The sequence below is a fragment of the Nonomuraea sp. NPDC050394 genome (genome assembly GCF_044459065.1).
GTDB lineage: Bacteria > Actinomycetota > Actinomycetes > Streptosporangiales > Streptosporangiaceae > Nonomuraea.
In genome coordinates this window covers 1,414,408-1,441,255 of record NZ_JBITIO010000001.1, presented here as the reverse complement: position 1 = coordinate 1,441,255, position 26,848 = coordinate 1,414,408, and the positions used below count along the sequence as shown (strand labels likewise).

Here is a 26,848-nt window from a genome sequence, read left to right as displayed (position 1 = left end):
GAGTCAGGGAGTTGCCCGATTCTCTCGAACCCAGCTCGCCGGCAGCACCGCGCCGACCGGGCGCCCGGCGAGGAGTTCACCGTCCTGGACGAAGCCCTCGGGACGGCCGCGCAGCCGTTCCACCAGCATGCCCCGCCACGGCCCGCCGGCGGGCAGCTCGCGCAGCTCGTCCGGGTCCTCGGCCAGGTCGAACAGCTGCTCGCGCCCGTCACCGCTGCGCCAGAGGTACTTCCACCGCCCGTCGGTCAGCCAGTGCACGCTCCCGGCCCGCGCGGAGATCACGTGCTCCCCGTGCAGGACCGGGCGCGGCGGCCCGGACACCGCGTCGCGCCCTTCCACCCCGGCCGGGACGGGCAGCCCGGCGGCGGTCAGCAGGGTCGGCATGACGTCGCGCAGTTCCACCACCCGCGTGTCCACTCCGGGCGCGATGCCGGGCCCGCCCAGGATGAACGGGATGCGCGCCGAACCCTCGTAGGGCAGCGACTTGCGGTAGAGGTGGTGGTCGCCCATGAGCTCCCCGTGGTCGGAGGTGAACAGCACGATCGTGTTGTCGGCCCCCTCTTCGGCGAGCACTTCGAGGATGCGGTTCACCTGCTGGTCGATGTGCGACATGTGCCCGTAGTAGCCCGCTCTGGCCCGCTGGTGCCGCGCGGGTGGCAGCTCCAGGTACGGCGAGGCCGGATCATACGGATTCCCGCTGTCGCCCCACATGTCCCTGGCCCACTCCCCCACCGGGACCGGCGGCATCTCGCGCTCCAGGTACTGCTCGAAGGCCCAGGCGGGCGGGTCGTACGGCGGATGCGGCCGGTGGAAGCCGGCGAAGAGGAAGAACGGCCGCGACCGATCCCGGGTCCGCAGGAAGTCCACGGTTCGCTGGGTGACCCAGTTCGTCGGGTGCTGCCATTCGGGCTTGTCCCAGGGCCTGGCCACGGTGCTGTTGCAGTCGACGCCGTGCTCGGCGTAGTCCGCGTCGGCCCGGCCGGTGGCCGCGCGCAACCAGGGCACGTAGTCGTCGATGTCGGCCAGGTCGGCGGCGTGCCGGCGGGCGTGGTGCAGGTAGCCGTCGTGGAGTTCGACGCTTTCGAAGCCGAGGGTGTGCCGCTCGGGATAGACGTGCATCTTGCCGATGGCGTGGGTGCGGTAGCCGTACTCGGTGAAGGTGCCCGCCAGGGTGGTCTCGTAGTCCCAGGGCACGCCGTCGGCGTACCCGACGCGGCCGTGGGTGGTGGCGCGCTGGCCGGTCATGAGGGAGGCGCGCGCCGGGACGCAGGTGGGGTTGGCGGAGTAGGCCCTGGTGAAGCGGCGGGCGCCGGAGGCCCAGCGGTCGATGAAGGGCGTTTCGACGACGGGGTGGCCGTCGATCGACAGGCAGTCGCCCCGCCACTGGTCGGTGAAGATCACCAGGATGTCAGGCTGTGCCACGGTGGACGAGACTCCAGTTCTGGAACAGGACCCGGCCGGGGCCGGGGTCGCTCAGGCGGTCGAAGAGCAGGTCGGCGGCGGGGGTGAAGTCCATGCGGTCAGGCTCGACGAACGTCACGCGGGTGTCCGGTTCGTGCACGCCACCGACGGCGACGATCGCCACGTCGTCGGGTACGCGCAGGCCGAGGCTGCGCGCCGCCCAGCGGGCGGCGACCCCGGCGGAGTCGCTCAGCGCGAACACGGCGGTGGGCCGGTCGGGCCGGTCGAGGAGCGCGAGCGCGGCGTCGTGCCCGCGTTCCCAGGAATTGTCCGTGTACGGCATGAGCCACTCCTCGGGCAGCTCCCCCAGCACGTTCTGATAGGCCTCGAAGCGCACCGCCCGATAGTCGTCCTGCCCCTCTCCCGGCCATCGGCGCAGGACGGCGATGCGCCGGTGCCCGGCCCCGACCAGGTAGCGCATGGCCTCCTCGCAGGCCTGCAGCTCGTTGCTGCGGACCACGTCGAAGCCGTCGGGTTCGATCCCGTTGCCGAACACCAGCAGCGCCAGGCCCATCCCGACGAGCGGTTCGAGCCTGGCCTGGTCGAAGTCGCGCCGGTGCCACAGGTCGATCGCGGCCCCGTCGGCGACGTGCCGGCGCAGGTAGCCTTCCCAGTCCCCCCGGACGAACATCGCGGTCGCGTACCCATGGCGCTCGGCCACCGCCGACAGGTCGCGGGCCAGGGCGGCGGCGAAGGGCGAGCCCGGCCGCCGGGGCACCACGTACACCTGCTCGGTCCGCCCCCGCCGCAGCCCGCGGGCGGCGAAGCCGGGCGAGTAGCCGAGTTCCGCCGCGGCGGCGAGCACGCGTTCGCGGGTCTGCGGCCTGGCGCGGCCGTCGTCGCGTTTGTTGAGCACGTAGGAGACGGTCGCCACCGAGACACCGGCCAGGCGCGCGACGTCACGGACGGTCGGTTTGGGCGGCACACATCATTGTTAAACGTTTAACGCGTCGCCGTCAACGGCACGCGCTCTCTCAGCCCACCCGCACGGAGATCGTGTGCCACCCGCTCGCGCCGTCCGGCGCCACCGGCGCCTTCTGCTCGGTCTGCGTACGGCCCGCCGCGTCGGTGGCCCGCACCTGGATCGTGTGCTCACCCGGCGTGGCCTGCCAGTCGAGCGCCCACTGCCGCCAGGTGTCGGCGGTGGGCGCCTGCGCCAGCCGCGCCTGCTGCCACGCGCCGCCGTCCACCCGCACCTCGACGGCGTCCACGCCGGTGTGCTGCGCCCACGCCACCCCCGCGATGGTCGTACGGCCCGCCGCCACCTTGGCCCGGTCCCTCGGCAGATCGATGCGCGACTGCGTCTTGATGGGCCCCTTGGCCGCCCAGCCGCGCGGCGTCCAGTACGCCTCGTCCCGGTCGAAGCGGGTGACCTTGATGTCGACCACCCACTTGGTGGCCGAGACGTACCCGTACAGTCCGGGCACGACCTGCCGGACCGGGAAGCCGTGCGTGAGCGGGAGCGGCTCGCCGTTCATGCCGACGGCCAGCAGCGCGTTTCTGCCGTCCATGACCACGTCCACGGGAGTTCCGCAGGTCCAGCCGTCGTCGGAGGTGGACAGCAGCATGTCGGCGGCGCTCTGGACGCCCGCCTCACGCAGGATCGCGGCCAGTGGCACGCCGAGCCAGCGGGCGTTGCCGGCCAGGTCGCCGCCGACCTCGTTGGAGACGCAGGTGAGCGTGACATCGGCCTCGGTGAGAGGGCGTTTGAGCAGGTCGGCGTAGGTCAGTTCGACGGGGCGGTCGACCATGCCGTGGATGCGCAGCCGCCACTGCCCGGGGTCGATCCTGGGCAGGATCAGCGCGGTGTCGACCCTATAGAAGTCCCGATTTTTCGTGACAAAGGGGGTGAGGCCGTCGAGCCGGAAGTCCACGCCCTGCGGGAGCGGAGCGGCAGGTGTGGCCGCCTTCGGCAGGACGAGGCCGCCGCGGGCGGCGTCGATCGCCTCGGACCCGGACCAGGCCCGGCCCAGGAAGGTGGAGGCGCCCGCGACCACCACGCCACCGGCCGCCCCGGCCAGCAGCCGCCGCCGGTCGAACGCCATCTCCGACCCGTGCACCGTAGGCCACTCGGACGGCCCGCCCCGACCCGGCCCACCACCAACAGGCCCGCCCCCGGCAGGCCCACCACCGACCGGCCCGTCCCCGCCCGGCTCACCGACCGACTCGTCCCCGCCCGGCCCATCACCGACCGGCCCGTCCCCGGCCGGCTTCTTCGCGAGCGCCGGGGCCGTCGTGTAAGCCCGCCGTACCAGAAAGCCGAGCGCCCAGATCCCCACCCCGAGCCCGGCGACGGTCGGCAGCACGTCGGCAGGACCGGCGTCGGGACGGGTCAGCACCGCCCACACCCCGATGACCGCGAAGACGGCCAGCCCCGCCTGGCCGTACCCGATCCGCCGGGTCGCCAGCACGCCGAGACCGGCGGCGGCCGCCGCGAGCAGCACGAGCACCCCCGCGACCAGGACGGTCTTGTCGTTCTCGCCGAACGTCGCGATCGCCCAGTCCTTGACCGGAGCGGGCGACAGGTCCACGACCGCGTCGCCCACGGCCACCACGGGAAAGGCCTCGGGCCGCACGACGGCCGCGACCAACTGGGCCACGCCCAGCGCCACGGCCCCGGCGACGAGCCCGGCCAGCGCTCCCGCCCACGCGGGAACCACATTTCTACGCACACCCCGACGCTACGCCCACGCAGGGGTGGAGGATCTTACGCCCTGGTTACGAGGAGTTCGCGGACGATCGGGTCGAGGGCGCGGAACGCGCGGCCCCGGTGGCTGATGGCGTCCTTCTCCTCGGGCGAGAGCTCGGCCGCGGTACGGCTGCCGCCGTCCGGCACGAAGATCGGGTCGTAGCCGAAGCCGTGGGACCCGCGGCGCTCGCGGATCAGCCGGCCGGGCAGCGTGCCCTCGACCGCCCGCGTCTCCCCGGTGGGCAGCGCGAGCGCGGCCGTGCAGGCGAAGTGCGCGGTCAGCAGCGGGTCGGGCACGTCGCCCACCTGGGCGAGCAGCAGGTCGATGTTGGCCTCGTCGTCGCCGTGGCGGCCCGCCCAGCGGGCCGAGAAGACGCCGGGCATGCCGTTGAGCACGTCGACGCAGAGCCCGGAGTCGTCGGCGACCGCGGGCAGCCCCGAACCCTGGGCGACCGCGACGGCCTTGAGCAGGGCGTTCTCCTCGAAGGTGACGCCGGTTTCCACGACGTCCTCGATCTCGGGGAACTCCTCCAGCCCGACGATGTCGAAGCCGACGAGGATGCGCCGCAGCTCGGCGATCTTGCCCTTGTTGCGGGTGGCCAGGATGATCTTCACGCGCGCAGTGCCTCCTGCTGGTGGAGCGTCAGCTCCTCGCAGCCGGTGACGGCCAGGTCGAGAAGCTGGTTGAGGGCGTCACGGTCGAAGGGCACGCCCTCGGCGGTGCCCTGCACCTCGACGAAGCTGCCCTCGCCGGTCATGACGACGTTCATGTCGGTCTCGGCGGCGACGTCCTCGGTGTAGCAGAGGTCGAGCATCGGCACCGTGCCCACGACGCCCACGGAGACCGCGGCGACCGAGCCGACCAGCGGGTCTCCCGGGCACATCTTGCGCTTGCGCATCCACGCGACCGCGTCGGCGAGCGCGACGTACGCGCCGGTGATGGCGGCGGTGCGCGTGCCGCCGTCGGCCTGCAGCACGTCGCAGTCGATCAGCACCGAGTTCTCGCCCAGCGCCTTGTAGTCGACGCACGCGCGCAGCGAGCGGCCGATCAGGCGGGAGATCTCATGGGTGCGCCCGCCGATCTTGCCGCGGACCGACTCGCGGTCGTTGCGGGTGTTGGTCGCGCGGGGCAGCATCGCGTACTCGGCGGTGACCCAGCCCTGCCCGCTCCCACGCCGCCAGCGCGGCACGCTGTCCTGGACGGAGGCGGCGCACAGGACCCTGGTGCCGCCGAACTCCACCAGCACGGAGCCCTCCGCGTGGGTGAGCCAATCGCGGGTGATGGTGATCGGGCGGAGCTGGTCGGGAGCGCGGCCATCCTGTCGAGACATGCAGATCACCCTATCTCCGCGGGCGTATACCCTTGACCGCCCCCGGCCTAGACATAGATCCTTACCCAATGACAACGGGGGTGTTACGAAACCCGGACTTCCTCCGATTCATGGGCTCGCATCTGGCCAACGAGTTCGGAGGCAACATCGCGCGGGTGGCCCTCCCCCTGGTCGCCGTGCTGTCGTTGCACGCGTCGCCGCTTGAGGTGGGCGCGCTCGCAGCGCTGCAGTCCGCCGCGTTTCTGATCATCGGCCTGCCCGCGGGGGTGTGGGTGGACCGCCTGCGCAAGCGCAGGGTGATGATGCTCGCCGACGCGGGCCGCTTCCTGCTGCTGAGCAGCATTCCGCTGACCGCCGCGCTGGGCGTGCTGAGCATGCCGGTCCTCTACACGGTCGCCCTGCTCGCCGGTCTGGCCCAGGTCTTCAACGACGTCGCCGACCCGACGTACCTGCCGGCGCTGGTCGGCAAGGACGAGCTCACCGACGGCAACGCCAAGCTGGAGGTCGTGCGCAACGGGGGCGCGCTGGCCGGTCCGAGCCTGGGGGGCGCGCTGGTGCAGTTGCTGGGGGCTCCGCGGACCATGCTGGCCACCGCACTGGCCGCCCTGGCGTCGGTCGCCTTCCTGGGCACGATCAAGAAACCGGATGCGGCACCCGTACGATCGGAACGTTCCCGGCTCCTGCCGGACATCGCCGCCGGGATGCGGGCCGTATGGGGTGACCAGGTATTACGCGCGTTCCTCGCCGCGACCGCCGCGACCAACATCTGCGTGAGCGCCGTGCTCAGCCTGTCGGTGTTGTTCCTGGCCACGGTGGTGCACCTGCCGCCCGGGTTCATCGGCGTGCTGCTCATGTCGGGCGCGATGGGCGGCCTGCTCGGCGGCGTGCTCGGAGCCTGGCTGTTCAGAAGGTACGGCCAGGCCAGGGTCACCTGGCTGGCCCTCGCCCTCAGCTCGCCCTTCGGCCTGCTGCTGCCCATGACCGAGGCCGACTGGCGCGTCTCCTTCTTCGCGCTGACCTCGATCGCCCTGTCCTTCGGCGGCATCCTCTACAACATCGGTGTGATCACCTACCGGCAGACGGTCATGCCGGAGAACCTGCTCGGCCGCGTCAACGCCACGGTCAGGTTCATCGTCTGGGGCACGATGCCGGTCGGCGCGTTGCTCGGCGGCATCGTGGCCCATGAGATCGGCGTGCGCGAGGCGCTGTGGGTGTTCATGGCGGGGCGGCTGGTCTCGTTCGCGCCCCTGCTGTTCTCCCGGCTGCCGCGCATGCGGGACTTCGTGAAGGTTCAGGCCAGTTCGTAGACCGCCCCGCTGCGGGCCAGCTCGATCGGGCCGGCGAACCCGCCGGTCGAGGCTTCGTCGAGCACCCGCAGGCGGTCATGCCACGGCACGAGATGGGTCAGCACGAGCCGGCCCACGCCCGCCTTGGCCGCGTGCTCGGCCGCCTGGCGGCCGGTCAGGTGCAGGCCGCGCGGCAGGCCGGGGCCCTCCAGGAAGGAGGCTTCGCACAGGAGAAGGTCGGCGCCGTCGGCCAGCCGTACCAGTTCCTCGGACTCGCCCGTGTCGCCGGAGTAGGCGACGCTGCGCCCGGCGTGGGCGGCGCGGAAGCCGTACGTCTCGACTGGATGGTTGACGCGCCCGGCCGTCACCGTGAACGGCCCGATCTCGAAGTTGCCCGGCGCCAGCGCGACGAAGTCGAAGGCGGTCTCCAGGCCCGGCTCCTCGGGCATGCCGTAGGCGGCGGCCAGCCGCCGCGAAGCGTCCTTCGGCGCGTAGACGGGCACTTTCGGGTACGGCGCGGCCGGCCCGTAGGTGCGTGCCACGTGGTACCCGCACAGGTCGAGACAGTGGTCGGCGTGCAGATGGGTGAGGCAGATGGCATCGACGTCATAGAGGTCGATGTGGCGTTGGAGCGCTCCCAGCGCTCCACTGCCGAAGTCGAGCAGCAACCTGAACCCCTCGGCCTCCAGCAGGTAGCAGGAAGCGGGGCTGTCCGGGCCCGGGAAACTTCCCGAGCAGCCGACGATGGTCACCTTCATGTGGGCCTCCCATAAGAGGTACTACCCCCCACGGGTGCGAGGTCGACCGCGTCGATCTCCGGCCCCAGGAAGCGCCGCCCGAGCTGGGCGAACAGGGTCGAGTCGCCGGTGGCGAGGAATCGGTGCCGGGGGGTGGCGCCGTTCCCGGCCGCCAGGCCGCGGTCGTGCAGGATCCGGTAGACGTCCTTGGCCGTCTCGTCGGCGCTGGAGACCAGCGTGACGCCGTCACCGGCGACGTAGGAGATCGCGCCGGTCAGGAGCGGATAGTGGGTGCAGCCCAGGATCAACGTGTCGCATCCGTCGTCCTGGACGGGCGCCAGGTAGCCGCGGAGCACCTCGATGAGCTCGTCGCTCATCGTCTCGCCGCGTTCGACGTACTCGACCAGGAGTGGGGCGGCCACTCCGGTCAGGCGCATGTCGGGTGCGGCGGTGAAGGCGTCGTTGTAGGCCATCGACTCGATGGTCGCCCGGGTGGCGATCACGCCGACCCGGCCGTTGCGGGTGGCCCGCACGGCCCGGCGGGTGGCCGGTTGGATCACCTCGACGACCGGGACGTCGTAGCGCTCGCGAGCGTCACGCAGCACGGCGGCACTGGCGCTGTTGCAGGCGATCACGAGCATCTTGACGCCGGTCTCGACGAGGTGGTCCATCACCTCCAGGGCGTACTTGCGCAGCTCCGCGATGCGTTTGGGACCATACGGCTGGTTGGCCGTGTCGGCGACGTAGGTGACGGACTCATGAGGCAGCTGGTCGATGATCGCCCTGGCGACCGTCAGGCCGCCCACCCCGCTGTCGAAGATCCCGATGCTCGCGTCTGGCACGCATTCGAGGGTAGGCGACCTGCCACGACTTCACCGCGTAAGAATGCTCACATTGTCACCCGCGTCCCACCCTGGCGAGTTGCCTCGACTGGGCGACCAGTCGTCCGGCCGAGTCCCAGACCTCGACCTCCTCGTCGAACCAGCCGTCGGAGATGAGGCGGCCGCCGGCGGTCACCGTCAGCCAGCCGGGGGCGGGGACGGCGCGAAGGTGCCAGGTCAGGTCCACGGTGGGCGCCCAGCCGCGGTGTCCCGCCGAGAAGACCACGGGCGGCAGCACGTCCACGGCCAGAGCCAGCACGTACGGGTCGGGGTCCTGCTCTTCGGCCATCCGGAAGTAGGCGCGCGACTCGGGGCGTCCGCTCGGCCTGCCGGACAGCCAGCCGATCGTGGGCGGGTCGAAGCGCAGGTCGAGCTGGGCGTTGAGCGTCATGCCGGATTCGGGCTTGGGATCGGGCAGCTTCCGGCAGTCCTCGATCGGGGGCAGCACGGGCGGCTTCTCGCTGAAGCCGGGTGCGGCGCCCGCCAGCGTGGCCGTGGTGATCAGGGCCTCGATCTGCGGCACGTCGTTCTGGATCAGGCGCGCGCGGGCGAATCCCACGGTACGGCCGGCCTTGAGCGGCTCCACCAGCACCCGCGCCGGCCCCGGCGCCGGAGCCTTGTGGAACTGCGCCGAGGTGCTCACCGGATGCTCGAACGGCGAGGCGTCCACCGCGGCCCGCAGGATCACCGCCATCAGGTAGCCGCCGTTGAGCGGTCCCCCGATCGCGTAGCCGGGGTCGAGGCAGACGTCGTAGGTCTGGTCGTCGACTTTGATCGCCTGGGTCGCCTCGTCGAACTTGGTCATCCCGTTGCCACCTCAAGTCCGGAACTAAATTCTAGTAAACCCATACTCTAGGGCATCCCGCCTATCAGCGCGCCTACCTGCGTAAACGTGATTCCGGTGCGAGGGTCGCGCGCATGGCACTCACCGAGCTCATGGGGCAGTCGGTCTGGGATTCCCAGGGCATCTGGGTCGGACACGTCGTGGACGTACGTGTGGTCAGGAACAAGGGCGGCCTCCAGGAGAGCCACACGGTCTACGGGCTGGTGGTCTCGGCCATCCGCGGGCCGGTCTTCTTCGGGCTGACCCGCGATCGCGAGGGGCGGTTCGGGTGGGTGTCCGAGGCGGTGGCCAAGGTCGTCTACACGGGGTGCACGTTCGTGCCGTGGGAGACCGTCGAGGACTACGGGGACGGTGAGGTGATCCTCAAGGCCCAGAAGAAGGAGCTTTCACGGGTGTAACACGATTTAGTCCATTGCAAGCGATCCGCTAGAGACATCCGATAACTTCCATGTGGTCAAAAATCCACATTGTGAGTTGAGTGATGTCTGCGAATAATCCCCCGAGTGGCCAGGATCCGGATCGGACGACGGCATACCGCTGGAACGAGGAGCAGCAGCCGTACCCGCCGCAGCAGCCCTACCAGCAGCAGCCCCAGTACGGCCAGCAGCAGCCCTACGGTCAGCAGGCCGCTTACGGGCAGCAGCAGCCGTCCCAAGGCCAGCCCAACTACGGTCAGCCCGCCTACGGCCAGCCCTCATATGACCAGCCTTCCTATGGCCAGCCCTCATATGACCAGCAGCAGCAGTACGGCCAGCAGCCCTATGGCGGCCAGCAGCCTTACAACCAGCAGCAACAGCAGTACGGCGGCCAGCCCCAGCAGGGCGGCTGGCAGCAGGAAGGCCCCGAAGGTTTCGGCCCCTCGGAGCCGCCGGTCAAGCAGGGCGGCGGCAACCGCAAGGGCTGGATCATCGCCGGCATCGCGGCGCTGGCCGTCATCCTGTTCGGCGGCGGCACGGTTTACGCGCTGAGCGCCCTGGGCGGCGGTGGCACGCAGCCGCACGAGGTGCTGCCCACCGAGTCCATCGCGTACATGCGCCTGGACCTCGACCCCGCCGCCAACCAGAAGGTGGCGTTGTTCCAGCTGGCCAGGAAGTTCACCGTCACCAAGGACTCCTTCAAGGGCGAGGACCCGCGCCAGGCGCTGTTCGACTCGGCCAAGAAGGACGACGAGCGGCTGTCCAAGCTGGACTTCGCCAAGGACATCGACCCCTGGCTCGGCAGCCGGATCGGCGTCGGCGTCCTGCCTCCCGCCGGCGGTAAGAAGGAGCCCGGCTTCGCCGTGGCCGTCCAGGTCAAGGACGAGGAGCAGGCCAAGGCGGGCATCGCCAAGCTCATGGGCGAGGAGAAGTACGGCCTGGCCTTCCGCGACGACTACGCCATCCTCACCGAGAAGCAGGCGGACGCCGACAAGTACGCCACCGGCTCGACCAGTCTCGCCGACAACAGCGACTTCGGCGGCGACCTCGACGCCGTGGGCGAGCAGGGCGTCCTGTCCTTCTGGGGCCACGTGGGCAAGATCGCCCAGCTGGCCAAGCCTGACATGTCCCCGGAGGAGACGAAGGCGTTCGAGCAGGTCAAGAACGCCCGCTTCGCCGGTGCCCTCCGCTTCGACTCCGCCTACGCCGAACTCGCCGGCATCGTCAGAGGCGCCGACGGCCTGGTGAGCAGCGACCCCGAGTCGGCCAACCTCGCCACGCTGCCCGCCAGCACCGCGGGGGCGTTCTCCATCTCGGGCCTCGACCAGCTCATCACCAAGAAGTGGGCCGAGATCGAACAGTCCATGTCCGCCACCCCCGGCGGTGCCCAGATGAAGCAGTTCGTGGAGCAGGCCAAGACCCAGTACGGCCTGGCCCTGCCCGACGACCTGGCGACCATCCTGGGCAAGAACCTGACCTTCGCGGTGGACGGCGAGGGCCTCGACGCCCAGCAGTTCAAGGCCGGCGTCCGCATCGTCACCGACCCCGCCAAGGCACAGGCCATCGTCGACAAGGTCGAAAAGGCGATCACCTCCCAGGGCCAGCCCGCCCCGAAGATCGCCAAGGTCCCCGGCGACGGCACCTTCACCCTGGCCACCACGGATGAATACGCCAAGAAGCTCGCCGAGGAAGGCGCCCTGGGCGACAGCGAAACCTTCAAAACCGCCATCCCAGACGCCGGCTCAACCAGCTATGCGATCTTCGTGGACCTGGACAAGGTAGAAAAGTTCTACCTGGAGTCCATGCAGGGCGACGACAAGGCGAACCTGCAGGTCCTGCGAGCAGTGGGCCTGAGCGGCAAGCAAACCACCAGCGAGGCCACCTTCTCCCTCCGCCTCCTGTTCAACTAACAGCACCATCCGAGAAGGGGCAGCCACCCACGGGGGTGCTGCCCCTTCTCCGTTCACCCCACCCCGACGACAACGCGAACCCAACCCCCAGAACGTCACCCTCGCTCTTCGGCGCCGCAACGGCGAGACGGCGCACGGCGCAGCCCGGCGCAACGCGCACGGCGACCAAGCGGCATCCCCCACGCTCGTCAGCGACGGTGGGGTGGATGTGGGCGGTCGGTGAGGTGGGAAGCACGGCCCCGGTCAAGGGCGGCTTGTGGCGGCGGGGACCACGTGCGACGTGAGAAGCGCCCGACGATCGGCGGCGACCCGCGTCGGCGGGAGGTGCCTACGTGGCCCCGCCGTAACCTCACAAAAGGCTAGAAATCAGGATCACGCCCACAACTGCCCGTCGAGGCGTTCTTCGGCCTCGTCGAGGGTGCCCTCGTACGCGCCCGTGGACAGGTACTTCCACCCGCCATCGGCCACCACGAACACCACGTCCGCCCGCTCCCCCGCCTTGACCGCCTTACCGGCGACACCCAGCGCCGCGTGCAAGGCCGCCCCGGTGGAAACCCCGGCGAAAATCCCTTCCCCCGCCAGCAACTCCCGGGTACGCCGCAAAGCGTCCCCCGATCCCACCGAGAACCGCGTGGTCAGCACAGACTCGTCGTAAAGCTCAGGAATGAACCCCTCGTCCACGTTCCGCAGCCCATAGACCAGTTCCCCATAACGGGGCTCGGCAGCGACGATCTGCACCCCCGGCACCCGCTCCCGCAGGAACCGCCCCACCCCCATCAACGTCCCGGTAGTCCCGAGCCCGGCGACGAAGTGCGTCACCGTCGGCAGGTCGGCGAGGATCTCCGGCCCCGTCGACTCGTAGTGGGAGCGCCAGTTGGCCGGGTTCCCGTACTGGTACAACATCACCCAGTCGGGATGCTCGGCGGCCAGCCCCTTGGCCACCCGGACGGCCTCGTTCGAGCCGCCGGCCGCGGGCGAGGAGATGATCTCCGCGCCCCACATGCGCAGCAACTGACGCCGCTCGTCCGAGGTGTTCTCCGGCATGACGCAGATCAGCCGGTACCCCTTCAGCTTCGCCGACATCGCCAGCGAAATGCCGGTGTTGCCGCTGGTCGGCTCCAGGATCGTGCAGCCGGGGGTGAGCAGGCCGTCCTTCTCCGCCTGTTCGATCATCCACAGCGCGGGACGGTCCTTGATGGAGCCGGTGGGGTTGCGGTCCTCGAGTTTGGCCCACACGCGCACCTCCGCGGAGGGCGAGAGCCGGGGCAGCCCGACGAGCGGCGTGCGGCCGACGGAGTCGATCAAAGATTCAAAGCGCATCGTGTACGGCTTCCGCCTCGGGCGCGGCCCCCGGAAGGGCCGGCGCTGAAGGAACCTAGCTGGCGCCGCCGGCGACGGCGGGCAGGACGGTCACCGTGTCACCGTCGGACACGGGCGTGCCGAGACCGCCGAGGAAGCGTACGTCCTCGTCGTTCAGGTAGACGTTCACGAACCGGCGCAGGGCGCCCTGGTCGACCAGGCGGTCCTTGATGCCGGGGTGCCGGGACTCCAGGTTGGCGATCAGCTCGTCGAGCGTGGCGCCCTCGGCGGCGACGGCCTTGGCGCCGCCGGTGTAGTTGCGCAGGATGGTGGGGATGCGTACCTCAATGGCCATCGCTGATCAGGTCTCCTCATGTCGGGATATGTCGAGATATGCCGGGGTGAGCGGGGAACCGTTCAGCGACAGTCGTAGACCACGACAGAGGGCGTGTGCGCGAAGAGGAAGCTCTGGACATGACGCACCCGCGCGGCGGCGGTGGCGACGGTCCTCATGGGATAAACCTTACCTCTTCTTCGCTGATCTCCCCGTCGAGGATGCGGTAGGAGCGGAATTCGGTCTCGTCCTCTTCCCGGGTTGAGACCAGCACATAATGGGCGTTCGGCTCGGCGGCGTAGCTCACGTCGGTGCGTGAGGGGTAGGCCTCGGTGGCGGTGTGGGAGTGGTAGATCACGACGGGTTCCTCGTCGTTGTCGTCCATCTCCCGCCAGACGCGCAGCTGCTCCAGCGAGTCGAAACGGTAGAAGGTGGGCGAGCGCTCGGCGTTCTCCATGGGGATGAACCTCTCGGGTACCCCATTTCGCCCCGCGATGACCCCACACGCCTCGTCGGGGTGGTCGGCCCGCGCGTGGGCCACGATCTTGTCCACCAGTTCCTGCGAGATCGTCAGCATGGGGCGGAAACTACCAGAGTGCGCGAACCAGGCTGTCCTGCAGGTAGGTCAGCCAGTCGTAGGTGACGTAGGCCGGGTAACGCGGGTCGTCCTCGGACATCATCGCGATCTCGTCGTGCACCTCTTCGGTGACCTCCAGCCGCGTGCCCAGCGCGAGCCGTACGTCGTTGAGCGAGCGCAGCCACGCCTGCGCCTGCTCGGGCGTGAGCTCACTGCGGCCGGGCTTGGCCGTGTCCAGCATCGTCTGCGCGTCGGCGCGCTTGCCCTCACGCAGCGTCGCCTCGGTGTAGCGGCGGAAGTCGGCCGCGTCCTCGTCGTCCTCGTAGGCGCTCGGGAACAGCCGCTTCAGCACCGGGTCCGAAGGCGCCTGCGCGGCGCCGATGCCGAGCGCGCGCTCCAGCGGGTCGTCGCTGGTGAGCCCCGGCTCGACCAGTCCGAGCACCTGGGAGACCAGCGACTTGAGTATCGACACCTCGGCGGGCTCGAACTCGGCGATCACGCCGTCCTTGTGCGAGCTGAAGCCAGAGCTCACCGGTTCCGCCTCACTTCGCCGAGTCCGGCTGGAGCGTCGCCCACAGGCCGTAGGAGTGAAGAATCTGCACATCGCGTTCCATTTCTTCACGCGTGCCGCTGGAGACGACGGCCTTGCCCTTGTGGTGGACGTCCTTCATGAGCTTTTCGGCTTTTTCCTTCGAGTAGCCGAAGACGGTCTGGAAGACATAGGTCACGTACGACATCAGGTTGACCGGGTCATTCCAGACGATCGTCACCCATGGCAGATCGGGCCGAACGTCCGTTGACGGACGCTCGACGGCGATTGGAGCGGTGCTACCCACATCCCCGAGTCTGCCCTATCTGGGCCGTAGTCTTCGAGTCGTGACTATGACCATGAGCACTGCGTTGCTCACAGATCACTATGAGCTGACAATGTTGCAGGCCGCGCTACGCAGCGGCGCCGCCCATCGACGGGCCGTGTTCGAGGTCTTCGCCCGCCACCTGCCGGGCGGGCGCCGCTACGGTGTGGTCGCCGGCATCGGACGGGTGCTGGAGGAGCTGGAGCGCTTCCGTTTCGGCGAGGACGAACTGGCCTACCTGCGCGACAAGCGGGTGGTGGACGAGTCGACCCTGGCGTTTCTCGCCGATTACCGATTTTCCGGGAGCGTGTGCGGTTACCGCGAGGGCGACCTGTACTTCCCGGCCTCGCCCATTCTCGTGGTCGAGGGCACGTTCGCGGAGGCCGTACTCCTGGAGACCCTGATCCTTTCGATCCTCAACCACGACTGCGCCATCGCCTCGGCCGCCTCGCGGATGGCCAACGCGGCCGGGGGCCGGCCGCTCATCGAGATGGGCTCGCGCCGCACGCACGAGCGGGCCGCCGTCGCCGCCGCCCGCGCCGCCTACCTCGCCGGCTTCACCGCGACCTCCAACCTCATGGCCGGTCACGCCTACGGCGTCCCCACAGCCGGTACGGCCGCGCACGCGTTCATCCTCCTGCACGACTCGGAGAAGTCCGCCTTCGAAGCCCAGATCGCCTCCTTCGGCGCCTCGACCACGCTGCTGGTGGACACCTACGACGTGCCCGAGGCCGTCAGGACCGCGGTCGAGCTGGCCGGCAGCGACCTGGGCGCGGTCCGGATCGACTCCGGCGACCTGGCCGCCGCCGCGCAGGAGGTACGCGAGCAGCTCGACGCGCTGGGCGCCTTCAAGACCCGCATCCTGGTCACCTCCGACCTCGACGAGTACGCGATCGCCGCCCTGGCCGCAGCCCCCGTGGACGCCTACGGCGTGGGCACCTCGCTGGTGACCGGGTCGGGGGTGCCGACGGCGGCGCTGGTGTACAAGCTCGTGGCCAGGGAGACCGCGAGCGGCAAGCTGGAGCCGGTGGCCAAGCGCTCGGTGGGCAAGCCGTCGCGGGGCGGCCGCAAGCACGCCTACCGGCTGCTCGACGAGACCGGCCACTTCGAGACCGAGTTGGTCACCACGTCCGGCATCGCGAGGGAGGGCGTCGCGAGGGAGGGCGTCGCGACGGAGGGCGTCGCGACGGAGGGCCTGGTGCCGGAGGGTGGCATCCCGCTGCTGCACCCGCTGGTCGAGGACGGCGTCGTCGTGGGCCGCGAGCCCCTGGAGGCCGCCCGCGACCGCCATCGCGAGGCCATCGCCCGCCTGCCCCAGGACGCCCTCCACCTCGGACGGGGCTATGCGGCCATCCCCACGGAATTCGCCTGAAGTATCGTTCTTGGTATGAGCACGGCGCTGATCATCGTCGATGTGCAGAACGACTTCTGCGAGGGCGGCAGCCTTGCCGTGGCAGGCGGCTCGGAGGTCGCGGCGGCCATCACCCGCCACGTGGCCGACCACGGCTACGCCCACGTGGTGGCCACCCGCGACTACCACGTCGACCCCGGCGAGCACTTCTCCCTGTCGCCCGACTACGTGACCTCCTGGCCCGCGCACTGCGTGGCCGGCACCCCGGGCGCCGACTTCCACCCGGCCTTCGACGTGGCGGCGGTGGAGGAGGTCTTCAGCAAGGGGACGCACGAGGCGGCCTACAGCGGCTTCGAGGGCACATCGGGCGACGGCGTCTCGCTGGCCGACTGGCTCAACGCCCACGGCGTGCACCAGGTCGACGTGGTCGGCATCGCCACCGACCACTGCGTGCGCGCCACGGCGCTGGACGCGGTCAAGCACGGACTGGCGGTGACCGTGCTGCTCGACCTGACGGCCGGGGTGGCCCGCGCCACCACGGACAAGGCGATCGCCGACATGACCGAGGCGGGCGCCAATCTGCGCGGCGCCCCGACGGTCCGTAGCTAGCGACTACGCAGAGTACACGTCATGTGATATCCAAGACGGCGACACCCCTCTGTCCGCGAACTCATACGGAGAGTCACATCTCTCCTTGACCGTCTTGGGGTCTTTCATGCTCGCCATCTCCCTGGGCCTGGCATGGCTGGTGCTCGCGCCGCTCAGCCTCTGGGTGCTCTTCCGCGGCCGCAACCTCGCCAAGGCCGGCGCGCTGGTCACGCTCGTGCTGCTGGAGTCGGGTACGGTCGCCCTGGCCGACATGCTGGACCCGGAGCCCGTCGTGGTCTCCCACACCATGCCGCGGCCAGCGGCGTGCGCCGAGAGCACCCCGGTCCCCTCGACCGCCCGGGTGGTCGGGCGCCGCAGCCTGGAGCTGACCTGGCCGGCCTCGGCGACCGAGTGCGACACGGCGAAGGTGCTGATGCGCCCCAAGGGCCACAGGCTGCGCGTGTGGATCCACGAGGGCCCGCTGTCCGGCCGTCACCCCGGCGTCACGACCGTCCCGGTGCGCGTCGCCGGCGGCGCCGCCTCCCTGAGGATCCCCCTGCCCAAGCCGGGGACCTACCGGGCCGTGGACGGCCGCACCGACACCCGCATCCCCGCCCCGTAGCGGGGCGGGCCGCTCAGCGGCGCTGGGTGGCCCAGGCGCGGATCTTGTCGATGCGCTCCTGGACCTGCTCGGCCGTGGCCTGGGCGATGGGCGGGCCACCGCAGGCGCGGCGCAGGTCGTTGTGGATGACGCCGTGCGGCTGGCCGGTGCGGTGGTTCCAGGCGCCGACCAGGCCGTTGAGCTCGCGGCGCAGTTCGGCCATCTGCTCGTGCGGCGCCAGCGCGGGCGCGGCCGTCTCGGCCTTCTTGGTCTTGGCTGCCTGCTGGTCGGACTGGCGCTTGCGCAGCAGGGTCGCGACCTGGTCGGGTTCGAGCAGGCCGGGCAGGCCGATGAAGTCTTCCTCTTCGGCCGAGCCGACCTCGGCGCCGGTGCCGAACTCGCCGCCGTCGAACAGCACGCGGTCGAAGGTGGCCGACGTCTCCATGGTCTCGAACGGCAGCTCGTCGCCCAGGACGTCGGGGTTGTCCTTCTTGCGGTTGGCATCCTGCAGGAGTGAGTCGTCGAGACCGTCCTCCGGAGGCCGCTTGTTGAGGATGTGGTCGCGTTCGACCTCCATCTCGTTGGCCAGGCCCATGAGGGTCGGCACCGAGGGCAGGAAGACCGAGGCCATCTCGCCGCGCTTGCGGGCCCGCACGAAGCGGCCCACGGCCTGGGCGAAGAAGAGCGGGGTCGAGGTCGAGGTGGCGTAGACACCGACGCACAGGCGCGGGATGTCGACGCCTTCTGAGACCATGCGGACGGCGATGAGCCAGCGGTCCTCCGACACGGCGAACTGCTTGATCTTCTTGGAGGCGCCCGGGTCGTCGGAAAGCACGACGGTGGCGCCCTCGCCGCTGATGTTGCGCAGGTGGCGGGCGTAGGCGCGGGCGGCCTCGTGGTCGGTGGCGATGACCAGGCCGCCGGCGTCGGGCACGCCGCGTCGTACCTCGGTGAGGCGGCGGTCGGCGGCCTGCATCACCTGGCGGATCCAGTCGCCCTTGGGGTCGAGCGCGGCCCGCCAGGCCTGGGAGAGCTGGTCCTTGGTGAGCGGGGTGCCGAGCGTGGCGGCGATCTCGTCGCCGGCGCGGGTGCGCCACTTCATCTCGCCGGAGTAGGCGAGGAAGATCACCGGGCGGACGACGCCGTCGTCGAGGGCGGGGCCGTAGCCGTAGGAGTAGTCGGAGACGCTGCGCTTGAAGCCTTCGGCGTCCTCGGCGTACTCCACGAAGGGGATGGGGCTGTCGTCGGATCGGAACGGGGTTCCGGTCAGCTGGAGGCGGCGGGTGGCGGGCTCGAACGCCTCGCGGATGCCGTCGCCCCACGACTTGGCGTCGCCGGCGTGGTGCACCTCGTCGAAGATGATCAGCGTCTTGCGCGCCTCGGTGCGGGCGCGGTGGAGCGCCGGGTGCATCGCGACCTGGGCGTAGGTGACAGCGACGCCGATGTAGTCGCGTGAGGTGGCGCCCTGGCTGTTCTTGAACTCGGGGTCGATGTTGATGCCGACCCTGCCCGCGGCGTCGGCCCACTGGCGCTTGAGGTGCTCGGTGGGCGTGACGATGGTGATCGCCCGGATCACGCCGTTGGCCAGGAGCTCGCTGGCGATGCGCAGGGCGTAGGTCGTCTTGCCCGCGCCCGGCGTCGCCACCGTGAGGAAGTCACGGGGCTCGCGCCTGAAGTAGAGGTCGAAAGCCTCCTGCTGCCAGGCCCTCAGCTTGGGCGCGGTGCCCCATGCTGCCCTGTCGGGATAGGAGGGTGACAGATGGGATGCGGCGAACGTACTCACCGCATCACTCCTGGGGTTCGTGTGCTTCGCTCTCTCACAGTGACCCAAGAGTAATCGGGCTCACCGACAAGACGTGCCGTAGAACCTGGATCCTGGCCAACCTCATCCTTGCGTGCTATTGGGCGTCACGCGGCTTATCGCACGCTCGCCATCACCGTGTCGAGGGCCTCGATTGAGGCGGTATCCGCTGGTTGGAGCAGTCCGACCAGCAGAACGGACCGCCCGGGTCGCGTGAGAAGAGTCACCCGCAAGTAGGCCGGGCGGTTGACCACATCCCGATATTCGGCCCGGAGCGCGCGCGTGTATCCCTGAGGCAGGGCCCGGTCGTCCACGATGTCGACCTTGTCCCCTTTGAGGAGCAGCCGCGAGTAGAGCTGCGCGGTGTCGGCGACCATCGTGCGCGTCCCCTGCCCGGAGTGCGGTACGGCCCGCGCCATCACCACCCCGCGCTCCGACCGCGCCACCGAGGTGAACCCGGTGACCGGCGCCACGACACCCTCCTGCCACCCCTGCGGCAACGTCAACGTCACCTGGGCGACGGCGTCCACGAGCCGTCCCTGGACCGGCGGCGGGGTCGCCATCCTGAACACGACCGCGACCAGCCCGCCGACCAGCCCCGCGGCCACGAGGAGCGCCAGCACGGCCCCCGCGCGCCTGCGCCAGCGCCACCGGCGCACCGGGCTGGGCTTCGCGGGACTGCCGTAGTAGCGGGCGGAAGGGGGCAACGACTCCCATGGCGGCGGCTCGACGTCGCGGCCCGCCGTACGCCTGAGTGGGGGGTTCCACGGCTCGTCGGGATCGTCGGGCAGCGGAGGGGTGCCGCGCGGCGAGCCGGGCGGCCAGACGCGGTGATCGTCCTCCATGGCACCTCCTCGTCCCGCTGTCCTATCACTCCTCCCGCCGACGATTCCGGCGATCCGCGATCGCTGGGACGGGAGGGGAAAGTTAGGCGATTGAGGGGTACGGCGGGGCACGCGTCGCCGGCGGGGGCACGATCAGTGCTTACCCGGCAACCCGCCCGCTCACTCCGCGCGATCAGGTCGCGGTACGGACCGAAAGGAGCGTCGCGGCCAGGGCGATGGCGGCCATGAGGCAGGAGATGACGATGAAGCCGGTCGCGATCTGTGAAGGGGCGTGGCCGATCATGTTCACCAGGGCGCCGCCCACGCCGATGGTCAGGGCGGAGCCGAGCATGTCGGTGACCGAGAGGGCGGCCGAGTTGGCGCCCTGCTCGTTGAGCGGCGACTGCTTGAGCGCGGTGACGCTGACCGTGGTCATGCCGATGCCCATGCCGAAGCCGGCGACGATCCAGGCGGGCACCGCGACCCATCCGGTGACGCCGGGCAAGACGGACAGCATGGTGAGGAGCACGCCGATCATCACGCAGAAGGCGCCCAGCCGGATGCGCCTGTGGGGCGGGGCGTCGCGGCGGCTCTGCAGGTAGGAGCCGGTCGACCAGCCGAGTGCGCCGGTGGTGAGCGCGATGCCGGCGGTGGTGGCGTCGAAGTCCTTGACCTCCTGCAGCGCGAGCGGGATGTAGGCGTTGACGCCGAAGAAGGCGGCCGAGAACAGTCCGCGCATCATGACCGTGGTGGGCAGGCCCCGGCCGAAGCGCAGCGCGTGCGGCGGAAGCAGGCGGTACAGGCCGTAGCCGAGCGCCGCCAGTCCGGCGACGCCGATCACTGCGCTCACGATCGTGTGCTCCTGGATGCCGTAGAGCAGCGCGCCCGCGCCTGCCGCGGCGCAGGTGGCCGCCAGCGCCATCAGGCCGGGCCTGGCGCGCGGGCCGGTCGAGGGGGTGGCCTCCTCGGTGGGCTTCCTGTTCAGGGCGGGGACGAGCATGACCAGCGCGGGCACGACGAGCGGGATGATGCCGTAGAAGACCCACTCCCAGCCGAACCGGTCGCCGACGAAGCCCGCGATGGCCGGCCCGACCATGGCGGGCACGACCCAGGCGGCGGACAGCCCGGCGAAGACCCTGGGACGCACCTCGGCGGGGTAGACCCGGGCGATCATGACGAACAGCGCCACGATCGTGGTCCCCGCCCCGAGCCCCTGTACGGCTCGCGCCACGATGAACATCTCCTTGCTCACCGCCGCCCCGGCCAGCCCCATCCCGGCGACGAACAGCAGCACGCCCACCAGGAACGGCATGGTGTAGCCGCGCCGGTCCGACCAGAGCCCCGACACCACGTTGGCGAACAGGCTGGCGATGAGGAAGGCGGAGAAGCTGATGCCGTACAGCGTCTCGGCGTGCAGGTCCTTGGAGACCTGGGGCATGACGACGCCGACGGACATGCCTTCGAAGGCGATGAGGGTGGCGACGAGGAGGATGCCGAAGGTGGCCGTGCGGTAGGCGGGCCCGAAGATACGGGGTGGGTCGACTGGAGCGTCCAGAGTCTTCGGTGCTGTCACCCCCATATCCTAGATGTCACCATTTTTCACTTCAAAGTAACCCCGGTGTTGCGGCCACAACCCGGTAGCCAGGGAGGATGGCACCATGCGATCTTCCACCAAGCCCGAGCGGGCCGAGCCCGGCACCCTGCTGGGCGGCGGCTCGCTGCTCGCCGGACTCACCGGCCTGGCCAGCGGCCCCGTCTGGGCCCTCGCTCCCGGCGGCTGGATGGCCGCCGGCTACGCGCCCAACCCGTTCAGCCTGATCGCCGGCCTGGTCGGCCTGCTGTTCGGCCTCGGCGGGCTGCTCACGGGGCTGGCCACCTGGCGTACCGGCGGCAGCCGCGCGGGCGCGCTGCTCGCCGCCGCCGGCCTGGCCGTCTCCCTGCTGTCGTTCGTGTAGCCCCGGTCGGGTCTCCGTTGGCCCCGTCACGTCTCCGTGCCGCGGTAGGCCGCCCACATCTCGTGCATCCTGACCGCCTGGCCCTGCGTGAACTCCTTCATGCACCGGTCGTAGGAGTAGTCCATGAAGTTGCGGATCGGGTCGGCCCCGCCCAGCGGGCAGGTGTCCTTGACACCAGGGCAGCCCTCGGTCGGCAGCGCCTCGGGGGGCGTGTCGTCCACGCCGTCGCCGGGCTCCTCGCAGCCGTTCTCGAAGGTGTGGAACAGCCCGAGCCAGTGACCGATCTCGTGCACGCCGGTGAAGCCCAGGTCGAAGTTGCGCAGGGCGCCGCCGGGCAGGCTGCGCCAGTCGACGACGACGCCGTCCAGACGTGGGCCGGAGGCGTACCAGAAGGGGTAGGTCGAGAAGCCGAGCACGAGTTCGCTGAGCTGGCCGATGTAGAGGTTGAGCGTCTGCACGCCGCCCTTGCGCAGGTGGCCCTTCATCGCCGCCTCGTGGCCCAGGGGGTCGCCGAACCAGGACGTGTTGCGGGTGAGCGTGATCCCGTCCAGGCGGAAGCGCACGCCGGTGTCGACGCCGCCGAACCGCCCGCCGTACGCGGAGTTGAGCGCGGCGATCTGCGAGCGCACGGCCTCGTCGGGCGCCCGGCGCCGGCCGTCGGTGAGCACGTGCACCCAGGTCGGGATCGTGATCGAGGTCGGCGGCTTGGTGTCGCCGAGCCGCTCGCCGAGTTCGGCGAGCACCTCACGCACCTGGCGCGGATCGGGCTCGCGCACGTGCGGCGCGCGCACGTCGGGCGGACGCTCGGCCTTCAGCCGGGCCAGGGCGGGCCGCTCGGCCTTCAGCCGGGGTACGGCGGGCCGTTCGCAGGACGCGGCGGCGGCAGCAGCTGGATGGTCGATCGGTGGCACGGCCGCGAGCAGGCACACCAACAGAACGGCGGTCGCACGCCGGGCCATGCACTCCCCCGATACGGCATGAGCAGGTCAGGACATCCCGACCGTAGCCCTACCGGGGGCGATCACCCGTGATCAACACTCACTGCTTGTCGTCGCCGTCGCCGCCGCCGGCCGGCAGCCCCTCGTAGATCTCCTTGCACTCCGGGCAGACCGGGTACTTCTTGGGGTCACGGCTGGGCACCCACACCTTGCCGCACAGGGCACGGATCGGCGTGCCCGTCACCATGGCTTCGGTGATCTTGCGCTTGTCGGCATAGTGCGCGAACCGCTCGTGGTCCCCGTCGCCGTGCGAGGTCTGCGGCGTGGTTTTCTGCTCAGGGAGGATCTTCGTGCTCACCCCATCGAGTTTATGCCCGCGGGCAAGTGCCCGCCCTCCCGGACCCGTACGGCACGCCGCCGCGGCAGTGAGGCCAGCCCGGCGATCCACCCGAGCACGATCCCCCAGAGCAGCCCGGCCACCAGCCCGCCCCCCAGATATCCCGCGTAGGCGCCCAGCCCGGCCTCGGCCGAGATGGCGGAGACCGCGGCCCGCAGGAGGCCCGCCAGCGCCGTACCCAGCACGAACGCACCCCAGGTGGCCCAGAACTCGCGCCGCGTGCCGGCCACGACGGCGACCAGGACGAGTGCCGCGCCGACGTCGGTCAGGAGGAAGAGCCAGGGTGTCTCGCCGACCGGCGTCACCCGCAGACCCGGCAGCCCGTACGGCAGGCCCACGGCCGACGGCACGGCCAGATACCCGACCCGCGTCACCAGCCAGGTCCCGAACAGGCCGAAGAACAACGCGAGCAACGCGGTGACGATCGCCGGAAGGCTATTGCGACCAAAGCTCATGTTCGGCAGGCTAGCGGCCACCAAGATTGTGGCGGAAGACCCCAGACGCGGGGAACCTCTCAGATGCCGGAGTTCGATGAGATGAAGCGTGCGCGGTGGATCGCAGGTGCCGTGGTGGCCTTGGTCGTGGCCGGGGGCGGCGTCGCCGCCGCGGCCAGGGACGCGCCGCAGCCCGCGCGGAGGTACGTGACCGACGACGCGGGACGGGCGCTGATCCTGCACGGGTTCAACACCGCCAGCAGCGCCAAGAGCACGCCGGACGGCCTGCCGGAGCTGACCGAGGCGGACGTGGAGCGCGAGTACCGGGACATGGGGACGAACTTCGTCCGCTTCCTGTTGCAGTGGCGAGCCGTGGAGCCCTCCCCCGGCACCTATGACACGAAATATCTGGACAAGGTGGCTGAGCGCATCGGCTGGTACCGCGAACGCGGCTACCACGTCATGCTCGACATGCACCAGGACCTGTGGGGCAACGGCATCACCCCCTCCAAGGTCGCCGGGAACGGCGCGCCCCAGTGGGCCACGTTCATGGACGGCCTGCCGGTCGCCACCGACCAGCCCACCTGGGAGATGTACTACCTGGAGCCCGGCGTCATCCGCGCCTTCGACCACTTCTGGAACACCACGGGCGAGCACCCCGAGCTCATGGACCGCTACGCCAAGGCCTGGAGGGCCGTCGCCGACCGCTTCAAGGACGACCCCGCCGTCATCGGCTACGACCTCATGAACGAACCCTGGGGCGGATCGGTGCAGGCCGCGGCGTTCGAGACCGGCCCGCTCGCCACCCTCTACCGCAAGTCCATCGCCGAGATCCGCAGCGTCGACCCCGACAGCTGGATCTTCCTGGAACCACAGGCGGTCGGGGTCAACTGGGGCCTGCCCTCGGCGCTGCCCGCCTTCGACGACCCGCGCACGGGACCGGCGCGCATCGCGTTCGCGCCGCACCTCTACCCGCTCCCGCTGGACCTGGGCGACGACTACACCGCCGGGTCCAAGGAGTGGACCGACCGCACGCTCGGCTGGTGGCGCGACAACATCCTGCGCACGGCCGAGCGGATGAAGGCGCCGATCGTGCTGGGCGAGTTCGGGCTGGACATGACCAGGCCGGGCGCCACCGACCTGGTCGAGCGCATCCTCGACGTCACCGACGAGAACGCCATGGGCCGCGCCTACTGGTCGCGCGACGACGGACCCTGGGGGCCCTACGACAAGGGCAGGGCGGGGCCGCTGGTGGAGGCGTACGCGCGGCCGTACCCGAGGGCGGTGGGCGGTGTCCCGCTGCGGATCGCCTACGACGAGAAGGCGGTGAAGCTGACCATCACCTTCGACGCCAACGAGACCGGCGCCACCGAGGTCTACCTGCCGAGCAAGGGCTTCCCGAACGGCGGCAAGGCCTCCACGGGCGAGGCCACCTGGGATGCCGCCAGGCGCGTGCTGACCATTAAGACCAAGAGCTCCGGCCGCCTCGACCTGGTCATCACCCCCAGATAGCGGTACGGCCCCCCTCGACCTGACCATCGCCCTCAGACAGCGGTACGGCCCCCCTCGACCTGACCATCACCCCTCAGACAGCGGTACGGCCCCCGCCGGGGGCGGGAGCCGTACGCCGTCGATGAAGGGGTTGGTCAGCCGATGTGGACCGGCTCGCCCTCGATCTTGCGGCCCGAGCGCACGAACAGCGCGAGACCGGCGGTGATCACCGCGACGATCGTGCTGACCGTGAACGCGGTGTGCATGCCGTCCATGAACGCCAGGTGCACGGCGTTGGTCAGCGCGTCGATGATCTGCTGCTCCATGCCCTGGGTCGCCTGCGGCGGGACGGTGCCGAACGCGGCGGCCTTCTCCAGGCCCTCCAGCTCCGCGGGCTTGAGCGCGGCGGCGGCGGGACCGAGGTAGCCGGGCAGCTTGTCGGAGATGGTGCCGGCCATGACCGCGCCGAGGATCGCCGTGCCCAGCGCGCCGCCGACCTGCATGGCCGACTGCTGGATGCCACCGGCCGCGCCGGACAGCTCCAGCGGGGCGTTGCCCACGATGATCTCGGTGGCGCCGACGAAGACCGGCGACAGGCCGAAGGCCAGCAGCAGGAACGGCAGGCCGCTCTCGACGAACGAGGCGTCCATGCTGAGCTGCGACATCAGGAACATCGCCGAGGCGGTGATCAGCAGACCGACGGCCATGGTGATCTTCGGGCCGAGCTTGCCGATCGCCATGGCGGCCAGCGGCGAGGCGACGATCATGCCGGCGCTCATCGGCAGCATGCGCAGACCGGCCTCAAGCGGCGTCAGGCCGTGCACGCCCTGGAAGAAGAAGCCCAGGAAGAACATGGCGCCGAACATCGCGAAGGCCACCATCATCATCAGCACGGTGCCGATGGAGATGGACGGGTTCTTGAACAGCGACAGCGGGACCAGCGGCTGCTTGGCCCGGCTCTGCCAGAAGATGAAGGAGGCGGCGAACACGACGAAGACGGCGGCGAAGATCAGCGTCTTCGCGTCGGTCCAGCCCCACTCGGGAGCCTTGATGATCGCCCAGACCAGCGAGAACATCATGCCGGACAGCAGCACCACACCCGGCCAGTCGATCCTGGACAGGCTCGCGGCGCGGCTCTCCTTGATGATCACGAAGCCCATGATCAGCGCGATGATGCCGACCGGCACGTTGATGTAGAAGACCGACTGCCAGCTGACGTTCTCCACCAGCAGGCCGCCCAGGATCGGGCCGGCGGCGCTGGACAGACCGATGATCGCGCCCCACGCGCCCATGGCCTGGTTCAGCCGCTCCTTGGGGAAGGCCGAGCGCAGCAGCGCGAGCGCGGCCGGCTGCAGCAGCGCGCCGAACAGACCCTGGAGCACCCGGAAAATGATCAGCGCGGTGACCGAGCCACTCAGCGCGATGGCCGCGGAGGTGATCGCGAATCCCGCGACACCGAGCAGGAACACCCGCTTGTGACCGTAGATGTCACCCAGCTTGCCCGCGGTGATCAGGAAGACCGCCAGCGCGAGCAGATAGCCGTTCGTCACCCACTGCATGTCCGAGAGCGTCGCGCCCAGCTCTGCGCCCATGACCGGAGCCGCGATACCCATGACGGTGCCGTCGAGCATCACCATGATGACGCCCAGACACACCGCGAGCAGCGTCAGCCACGGATTCCCCCCGATAGCCGATTGAGCCCCGCCTGGGGGCGACGGTGCCTCCACCGTCGCCTTCGCGTGAGCCGCCATTCGAGTCCCCCTACGCTTGCCACCCCACATCGGGGCATAAGTAACCTAAGACTCAGGTAACTTATGTCATACGATGACAAATGACAAACGGGTTTTAA

General features: G+C 70.2%; 28 protein-coding genes. 8 read left to right on the top strand and 20 right to left on the bottom strand.

What is annotated here, in order from left to right; translation table 11 throughout:
- Positions 1–3: 3 nt before the first annotated feature.
- Genes ACIBKY_RS07055 through rph form a run of 5 tightly spaced genes read right to left on the bottom strand, consistent with a single transcriptional unit; the run spans position 4 to position 5,481 of the window.
- Positions 4–1,422, bottom strand: a complete 1,419-nt coding sequence (locus ACIBKY_RS07055; RefSeq protein ID WP_397095058.1) for an arylsulfatase — start codon at positions 1,420–1,422, stop codon at positions 4–6.
- Positions 1,409–2,386: a LacI family DNA-binding transcriptional regulator gene (locus ACIBKY_RS07050; RefSeq protein WP_397095056.1), complete on the bottom strand. Its 978-nt coding sequence runs from the start codon at positions 2,384–2,386 to the stop codon at positions 1,409–1,411. The genes ACIBKY_RS07055 and ACIBKY_RS07050 overlap by 14 nt, the downstream gene beginning before the upstream one ends.
- 49 nt (positions 2,387–2,435) lie before the next feature.
- Positions 2,436–4,133, bottom strand: coding sequence for a molybdopterin-dependent oxidoreductase (locus ACIBKY_RS07045; RefSeq protein ID WP_397095054.1), 1,698 nt, complete (start codon positions 4,131–4,133; stop codon positions 2,436–2,438).
- Between the two features lie 35 nt (positions 4,134–4,168).
- Positions 4,169–4,765, bottom strand: a complete 597-nt coding sequence (rdgB, locus tag ACIBKY_RS07040) for an RdgB/HAM1 family non-canonical purine NTP pyrophosphatase (protein ID WP_397095052.1) — start codon at positions 4,763–4,765, stop codon at positions 4,169–4,171.
- Positions 4,762–5,481 carry a ribonuclease PH gene (gene rph, locus ACIBKY_RS07035; RefSeq protein ID WP_397095050.1) on the bottom strand — a complete coding sequence of 240 codons (720 nt, stop codon included), beginning with the start codon at positions 5,479–5,481 and terminating at the stop codon, positions 4,762–4,764. The genes rdgB and rph overlap by 4 nt, the downstream gene beginning before the upstream one ends.
- A gap of 110 nt (positions 5,482–5,591) precedes the next feature.
- Between rph and ACIBKY_RS07030 the strand changes: the two genes are divergently transcribed.
- Positions 5,592–6,788 (top strand): MFS transporter, encoded by a 1,197-nt coding sequence (locus ACIBKY_RS07030; protein ID WP_397095048.1) that lies wholly within the window; start codon positions 5,592–5,594, stop codon positions 6,786–6,788.
- Here the strand turns inward: ACIBKY_RS07030 and ACIBKY_RS07025 are convergent.
- The 3 genes from ACIBKY_RS07025 to ACIBKY_RS07015 are packed head-to-tail and all read right to left on the bottom strand — an operon-like array spanning position 6,773 to position 9,190.
- On the bottom strand, positions 6,773–7,525 hold the full coding sequence (locus ACIBKY_RS07025; RefSeq protein ID WP_397095046.1) for an MBL fold metallo-hydrolase: 753 nt from the start codon (positions 7,523–7,525) through the stop codon (positions 6,773–6,775). The genes ACIBKY_RS07030 and ACIBKY_RS07025 overlap by 16 nt on opposite strands.
- Positions 7,522–8,346, bottom strand: coding sequence for a glutamate racemase (murI, locus tag ACIBKY_RS07020; protein ID WP_397095045.1), 825 nt, complete (start codon positions 8,344–8,346; stop codon positions 7,522–7,524). Before murI ends, ACIBKY_RS07025 begins: the two co-directional genes overlap by 4 nt.
- 55 nt (positions 8,347–8,401) lie before the next feature.
- Positions 8,402–9,190, bottom strand: a complete 789-nt coding sequence (locus tag ACIBKY_RS07015) for a thioesterase family protein (protein WP_397095043.1) — start codon at positions 9,188–9,190, stop codon at positions 8,402–8,404.
- Positions 9,191–9,303: 113 nt separating this feature from the next.
- Between ACIBKY_RS07015 and ACIBKY_RS07010 the strand changes: the two genes are divergently transcribed.
- A complete protein-coding gene (locus ACIBKY_RS07010) occupies positions 9,304–9,627 on the top strand; it encodes a hypothetical protein (RefSeq protein ID WP_397095041.1) in 324 nt (107 codons plus the stop codon).
- Positions 9,628–9,710: 83 nt separating this feature from the next.
- Positions 9,711–11,555 carry a DUF3352 domain-containing protein gene (locus tag ACIBKY_RS07005; RefSeq protein WP_397095467.1) on the top strand — a complete coding sequence of 615 codons (1,845 nt, stop codon included), beginning with the start codon at positions 9,711–9,713 and terminating at the stop codon, positions 11,553–11,555.
- Between the two features lie 372 nt (positions 11,556–11,927).
- Here ACIBKY_RS07005 and ACIBKY_RS07000 read toward each other — a convergent pair whose 3' ends face one another.
- The 5 genes from ACIBKY_RS07000 to clpS form a co-directional block, all read right to left on the bottom strand.
- On the bottom strand, positions 11,928–12,875 hold the full coding sequence (locus ACIBKY_RS07000; RefSeq protein WP_379609163.1) for a PLP-dependent cysteine synthase family protein: 948 nt from the start codon (positions 12,873–12,875) through the stop codon (positions 11,928–11,930).
- A gap of 55 nt (positions 12,876–12,930) precedes the next feature.
- Complete coding sequence (locus ACIBKY_RS06995; RefSeq protein ID WP_397095040.1) at positions 12,931–13,209, bottom strand: MoaD/ThiS family protein; 279 nt, start codon at positions 13,207–13,209, stop codon at positions 12,931–12,933.
- 154 nt (positions 13,210–13,363) lie between these two features.
- A complete protein-coding gene (locus ACIBKY_RS06990) occupies positions 13,364–13,765 on the bottom strand; it encodes a Mov34/MPN/PAD-1 family protein (RefSeq protein ID WP_397095038.1) in 402 nt (133 codons plus the stop codon).
- A gap of 10 nt (positions 13,766–13,775) precedes the next feature.
- Positions 13,776–14,297, bottom strand: a complete 522-nt coding sequence (locus tag ACIBKY_RS06985) for a DUF2017 domain-containing protein (RefSeq protein WP_397095037.1) — start codon at positions 14,295–14,297, stop codon at positions 13,776–13,778.
- 10 nt (positions 14,298–14,307) lie between these two features.
- On the bottom strand, positions 14,308–14,601 hold the full coding sequence (gene clpS / locus ACIBKY_RS06980; protein WP_184965848.1) for an ATP-dependent Clp protease adapter ClpS: 294 nt from the start codon (positions 14,599–14,601) through the stop codon (positions 14,308–14,310).
- A gap of 46 nt (positions 14,602–14,647) precedes the next feature.
- On the opposite strand from clpS, the gene ACIBKY_RS06975 reads away from it, so the two are divergent.
- From ACIBKY_RS06975 to ACIBKY_RS06965, 3 genes are all read left to right on the top strand, one after another.
- Positions 14,648–15,991, top strand: coding sequence for a nicotinate phosphoribosyltransferase (locus ACIBKY_RS06975; RefSeq protein ID WP_397095036.1), 1,344 nt, complete (start codon positions 14,648–14,650; stop codon positions 15,989–15,991).
- Between the two features lie 15 nt (positions 15,992–16,006).
- Positions 16,007–16,579: an isochorismatase family protein gene (locus ACIBKY_RS06970; RefSeq protein WP_397095035.1), complete on the top strand. Its 573-nt coding sequence runs from the start codon at positions 16,007–16,009 to the stop codon at positions 16,577–16,579.
- 106 nt (positions 16,580–16,685) lie between these two features.
- A complete protein-coding gene (locus ACIBKY_RS06965; RefSeq protein ID WP_397095034.1) occupies positions 16,686–17,180 on the top strand; it encodes a hypothetical protein in 495 nt (164 codons plus the stop codon).
- 13 nt (positions 17,181–17,193) lie between these two features.
- Here ACIBKY_RS06965 and ACIBKY_RS06960 read toward each other — a convergent pair whose 3' ends face one another.
- From ACIBKY_RS06960 to ACIBKY_RS06950, 3 genes are all read right to left on the bottom strand, one after another.
- A complete protein-coding gene (locus ACIBKY_RS06960) occupies positions 17,194–18,942 on the bottom strand; it encodes a DEAD/DEAH box helicase (protein WP_397095033.1) in 1,749 nt (582 codons plus the stop codon).
- Between the two features lie 134 nt (positions 18,943–19,076).
- Positions 19,077–19,805 (bottom strand): hypothetical protein, encoded by a 729-nt coding sequence (locus tag ACIBKY_RS06955; protein WP_397095031.1) that lies wholly within the window; start codon positions 19,803–19,805, stop codon positions 19,077–19,079.
- 172 nt (positions 19,806–19,977) lie between these two features.
- Positions 19,978–21,363, bottom strand: coding sequence for an MFS transporter (locus ACIBKY_RS06950; RefSeq protein ID WP_397095029.1), 1,386 nt, complete (start codon positions 21,361–21,363; stop codon positions 19,978–19,980).
- Positions 21,364–21,442: 79 nt separating this feature from the next.
- On the opposite strand from ACIBKY_RS06950, the gene ACIBKY_RS06945 reads away from it, so the two are divergent.
- The gene (locus tag ACIBKY_RS06945; protein ID WP_397095028.1) at positions 21,443–21,739 is read left to right on the top strand and encodes a hypothetical protein; all 297 of its coding nucleotides are present in this window, start codon (positions 21,443–21,445) and stop codon (positions 21,737–21,739) included.
- A gap of 26 nt (positions 21,740–21,765) precedes the next feature.
- Here ACIBKY_RS06945 and ACIBKY_RS06940 read toward each other — a convergent pair whose 3' ends face one another.
- The 3 genes from ACIBKY_RS06940 to ACIBKY_RS06930 all read right to left on the bottom strand — a co-directional run bounded on the left by ACIBKY_RS06940 (position 21,766) and on the right by ACIBKY_RS06930 (position 23,529).
- Complete coding sequence (locus ACIBKY_RS06940) at positions 21,766–22,698, bottom strand: zinc metalloprotease (RefSeq protein ID WP_397095026.1); 933 nt, start codon at positions 22,696–22,698, stop codon at positions 21,766–21,768.
- 79 nt (positions 22,699–22,777) lie between these two features.
- Positions 22,778–23,035 (bottom strand): DUF3039 domain-containing protein, encoded by a 258-nt coding sequence (locus ACIBKY_RS06935; protein WP_184965860.1) that lies wholly within the window; start codon positions 23,033–23,035, stop codon positions 22,778–22,780.
- Positions 23,032–23,529, bottom strand: coding sequence for a hypothetical protein (locus ACIBKY_RS06930; RefSeq protein ID WP_397095024.1), 498 nt, complete (start codon positions 23,527–23,529; stop codon positions 23,032–23,034). Before ACIBKY_RS06930 ends, ACIBKY_RS06935 begins: the two co-directional genes overlap by 4 nt.
- 63 nt (positions 23,530–23,592) lie before the next feature.
- On the opposite strand from ACIBKY_RS06930, the gene ACIBKY_RS06925 reads away from it, so the two are divergent.
- A complete protein-coding gene (locus ACIBKY_RS06925) occupies positions 23,593–25,020 on the top strand; it encodes a cellulase family glycosylhydrolase (protein ID WP_397095022.1) in 1,428 nt (475 codons plus the stop codon).
- A gap of 134 nt (positions 25,021–25,154) precedes the next feature.
- Here the strand turns inward: ACIBKY_RS06925 and ACIBKY_RS06920 are convergent, their stop codons facing one another.
- Positions 25,155–26,750, bottom strand: coding sequence for an MFS transporter (locus ACIBKY_RS06920; protein WP_397095021.1), 1,596 nt, complete (start codon positions 26,748–26,750; stop codon positions 25,155–25,157).
- Between the last annotated feature and the right edge of the window lie 98 nt (positions 26,751–26,848).

Excerpts from the sequence above, each read along its gene's own strand:
- rph (WP_397095050.1), bottom strand. The coding sequence starts at position 5,481 with ATGTCTCGACAGGATGGCCGCGCTCCCGACCAGCTCCGCCCGATCACC.
- ACIBKY_RS07030 (WP_397095048.1), top strand. The coding sequence starts at position 5,592 with ATGGGCTCGCATCTGGCCAACGAGTTCGGAGGCAACATCGCGCGGGTG.
- ACIBKY_RS07025 (WP_397095046.1), bottom strand. The coding sequence starts at position 7,525 with ATGAAGGTGACCATCGTCGGCTGCTCGGGAAGTTTCCCGGGCCCGGAC.
- ACIBKY_RS07015 (WP_397095043.1), bottom strand. The coding sequence starts at position 9,190 with ATGACCAAGTTCGACGAGGCGACCCAGGCGATCAAAGTCGACGACCAG.
- ACIBKY_RS07010 (WP_397095041.1), top strand. The coding sequence starts at position 9,304 with ATGGCACTCACCGAGCTCATGGGGCAGTCGGTCTGGGATTCCCAGGGC.
- ACIBKY_RS07005 (WP_397095467.1), top strand. The coding sequence starts at position 9,711 with ATGTCTGCGAATAATCCCCCGAGTGGCCAGGATCCGGATCGGACGACG.
- ACIBKY_RS07000 (WP_379609163.1), bottom strand. The coding sequence starts at position 12,875 with ATGCGCTTTGAATCTTTGATCGACTCCGTCGGCCGCACGCCGCTCGTC.
- ACIBKY_RS06995 (WP_397095040.1), bottom strand. The coding sequence starts at position 13,209 with ATGGCCATTGAGGTACGCATCCCCACCATCCTGCGCAACTACACCGGC.
- ACIBKY_RS06990 (WP_397095038.1), bottom strand. The coding sequence starts at position 13,765 with ATGCTGACGATCTCGCAGGAACTGGTGGACAAGATCGTGGCCCACGCG.
- ACIBKY_RS06975 (WP_397095036.1), top strand. The coding sequence starts at position 14,648 with ATGACCATGAGCACTGCGTTGCTCACAGATCACTATGAGCTGACAATG.
- ACIBKY_RS06970 (WP_397095035.1), top strand. The coding sequence starts at position 16,007 with ATGAGCACGGCGCTGATCATCGTCGATGTGCAGAACGACTTCTGCGAG.
- ACIBKY_RS06965 (WP_397095034.1), top strand. The coding sequence starts at position 16,686 with ATGCTCGCCATCTCCCTGGGCCTGGCATGGCTGGTGCTCGCGCCGCTC.
- ACIBKY_RS06955 (WP_397095031.1), bottom strand. The coding sequence starts at position 19,805 with ATGGAGGACGATCACCGCGTCTGGCCGCCCGGCTCGCCGCGCGGCACC.
- ACIBKY_RS06950 (WP_397095029.1), bottom strand. The coding sequence starts at position 21,363 with ATGGGGGTGACAGCACCGAAGACTCTGGACGCTCCAGTCGACCCACCC.
- ACIBKY_RS06945 (WP_397095028.1), top strand. The coding sequence starts at position 21,443 with ATGCGATCTTCCACCAAGCCCGAGCGGGCCGAGCCCGGCACCCTGCTG.
- ACIBKY_RS06940 (WP_397095026.1), bottom strand. The coding sequence starts at position 22,698 with ATGGCCCGGCGTGCGACCGCCGTTCTGTTGGTGTGCCTGCTCGCGGCC.
- ACIBKY_RS06930 (WP_397095024.1), bottom strand. The coding sequence starts at position 23,529 with ATGAGCTTTGGTCGCAATAGCCTTCCGGCGATCGTCACCGCGTTGCTC.
- ACIBKY_RS06925 (WP_397095022.1), top strand. The coding sequence starts at position 23,593 with ATGCCGGAGTTCGATGAGATGAAGCGTGCGCGGTGGATCGCAGGTGCC.
- ACIBKY_RS06920 (WP_397095021.1), bottom strand. The coding sequence starts at position 26,750 with ATGGCGGCTCACGCGAAGGCGACGGTGGAGGCACCGTCGCCCCCAGGC.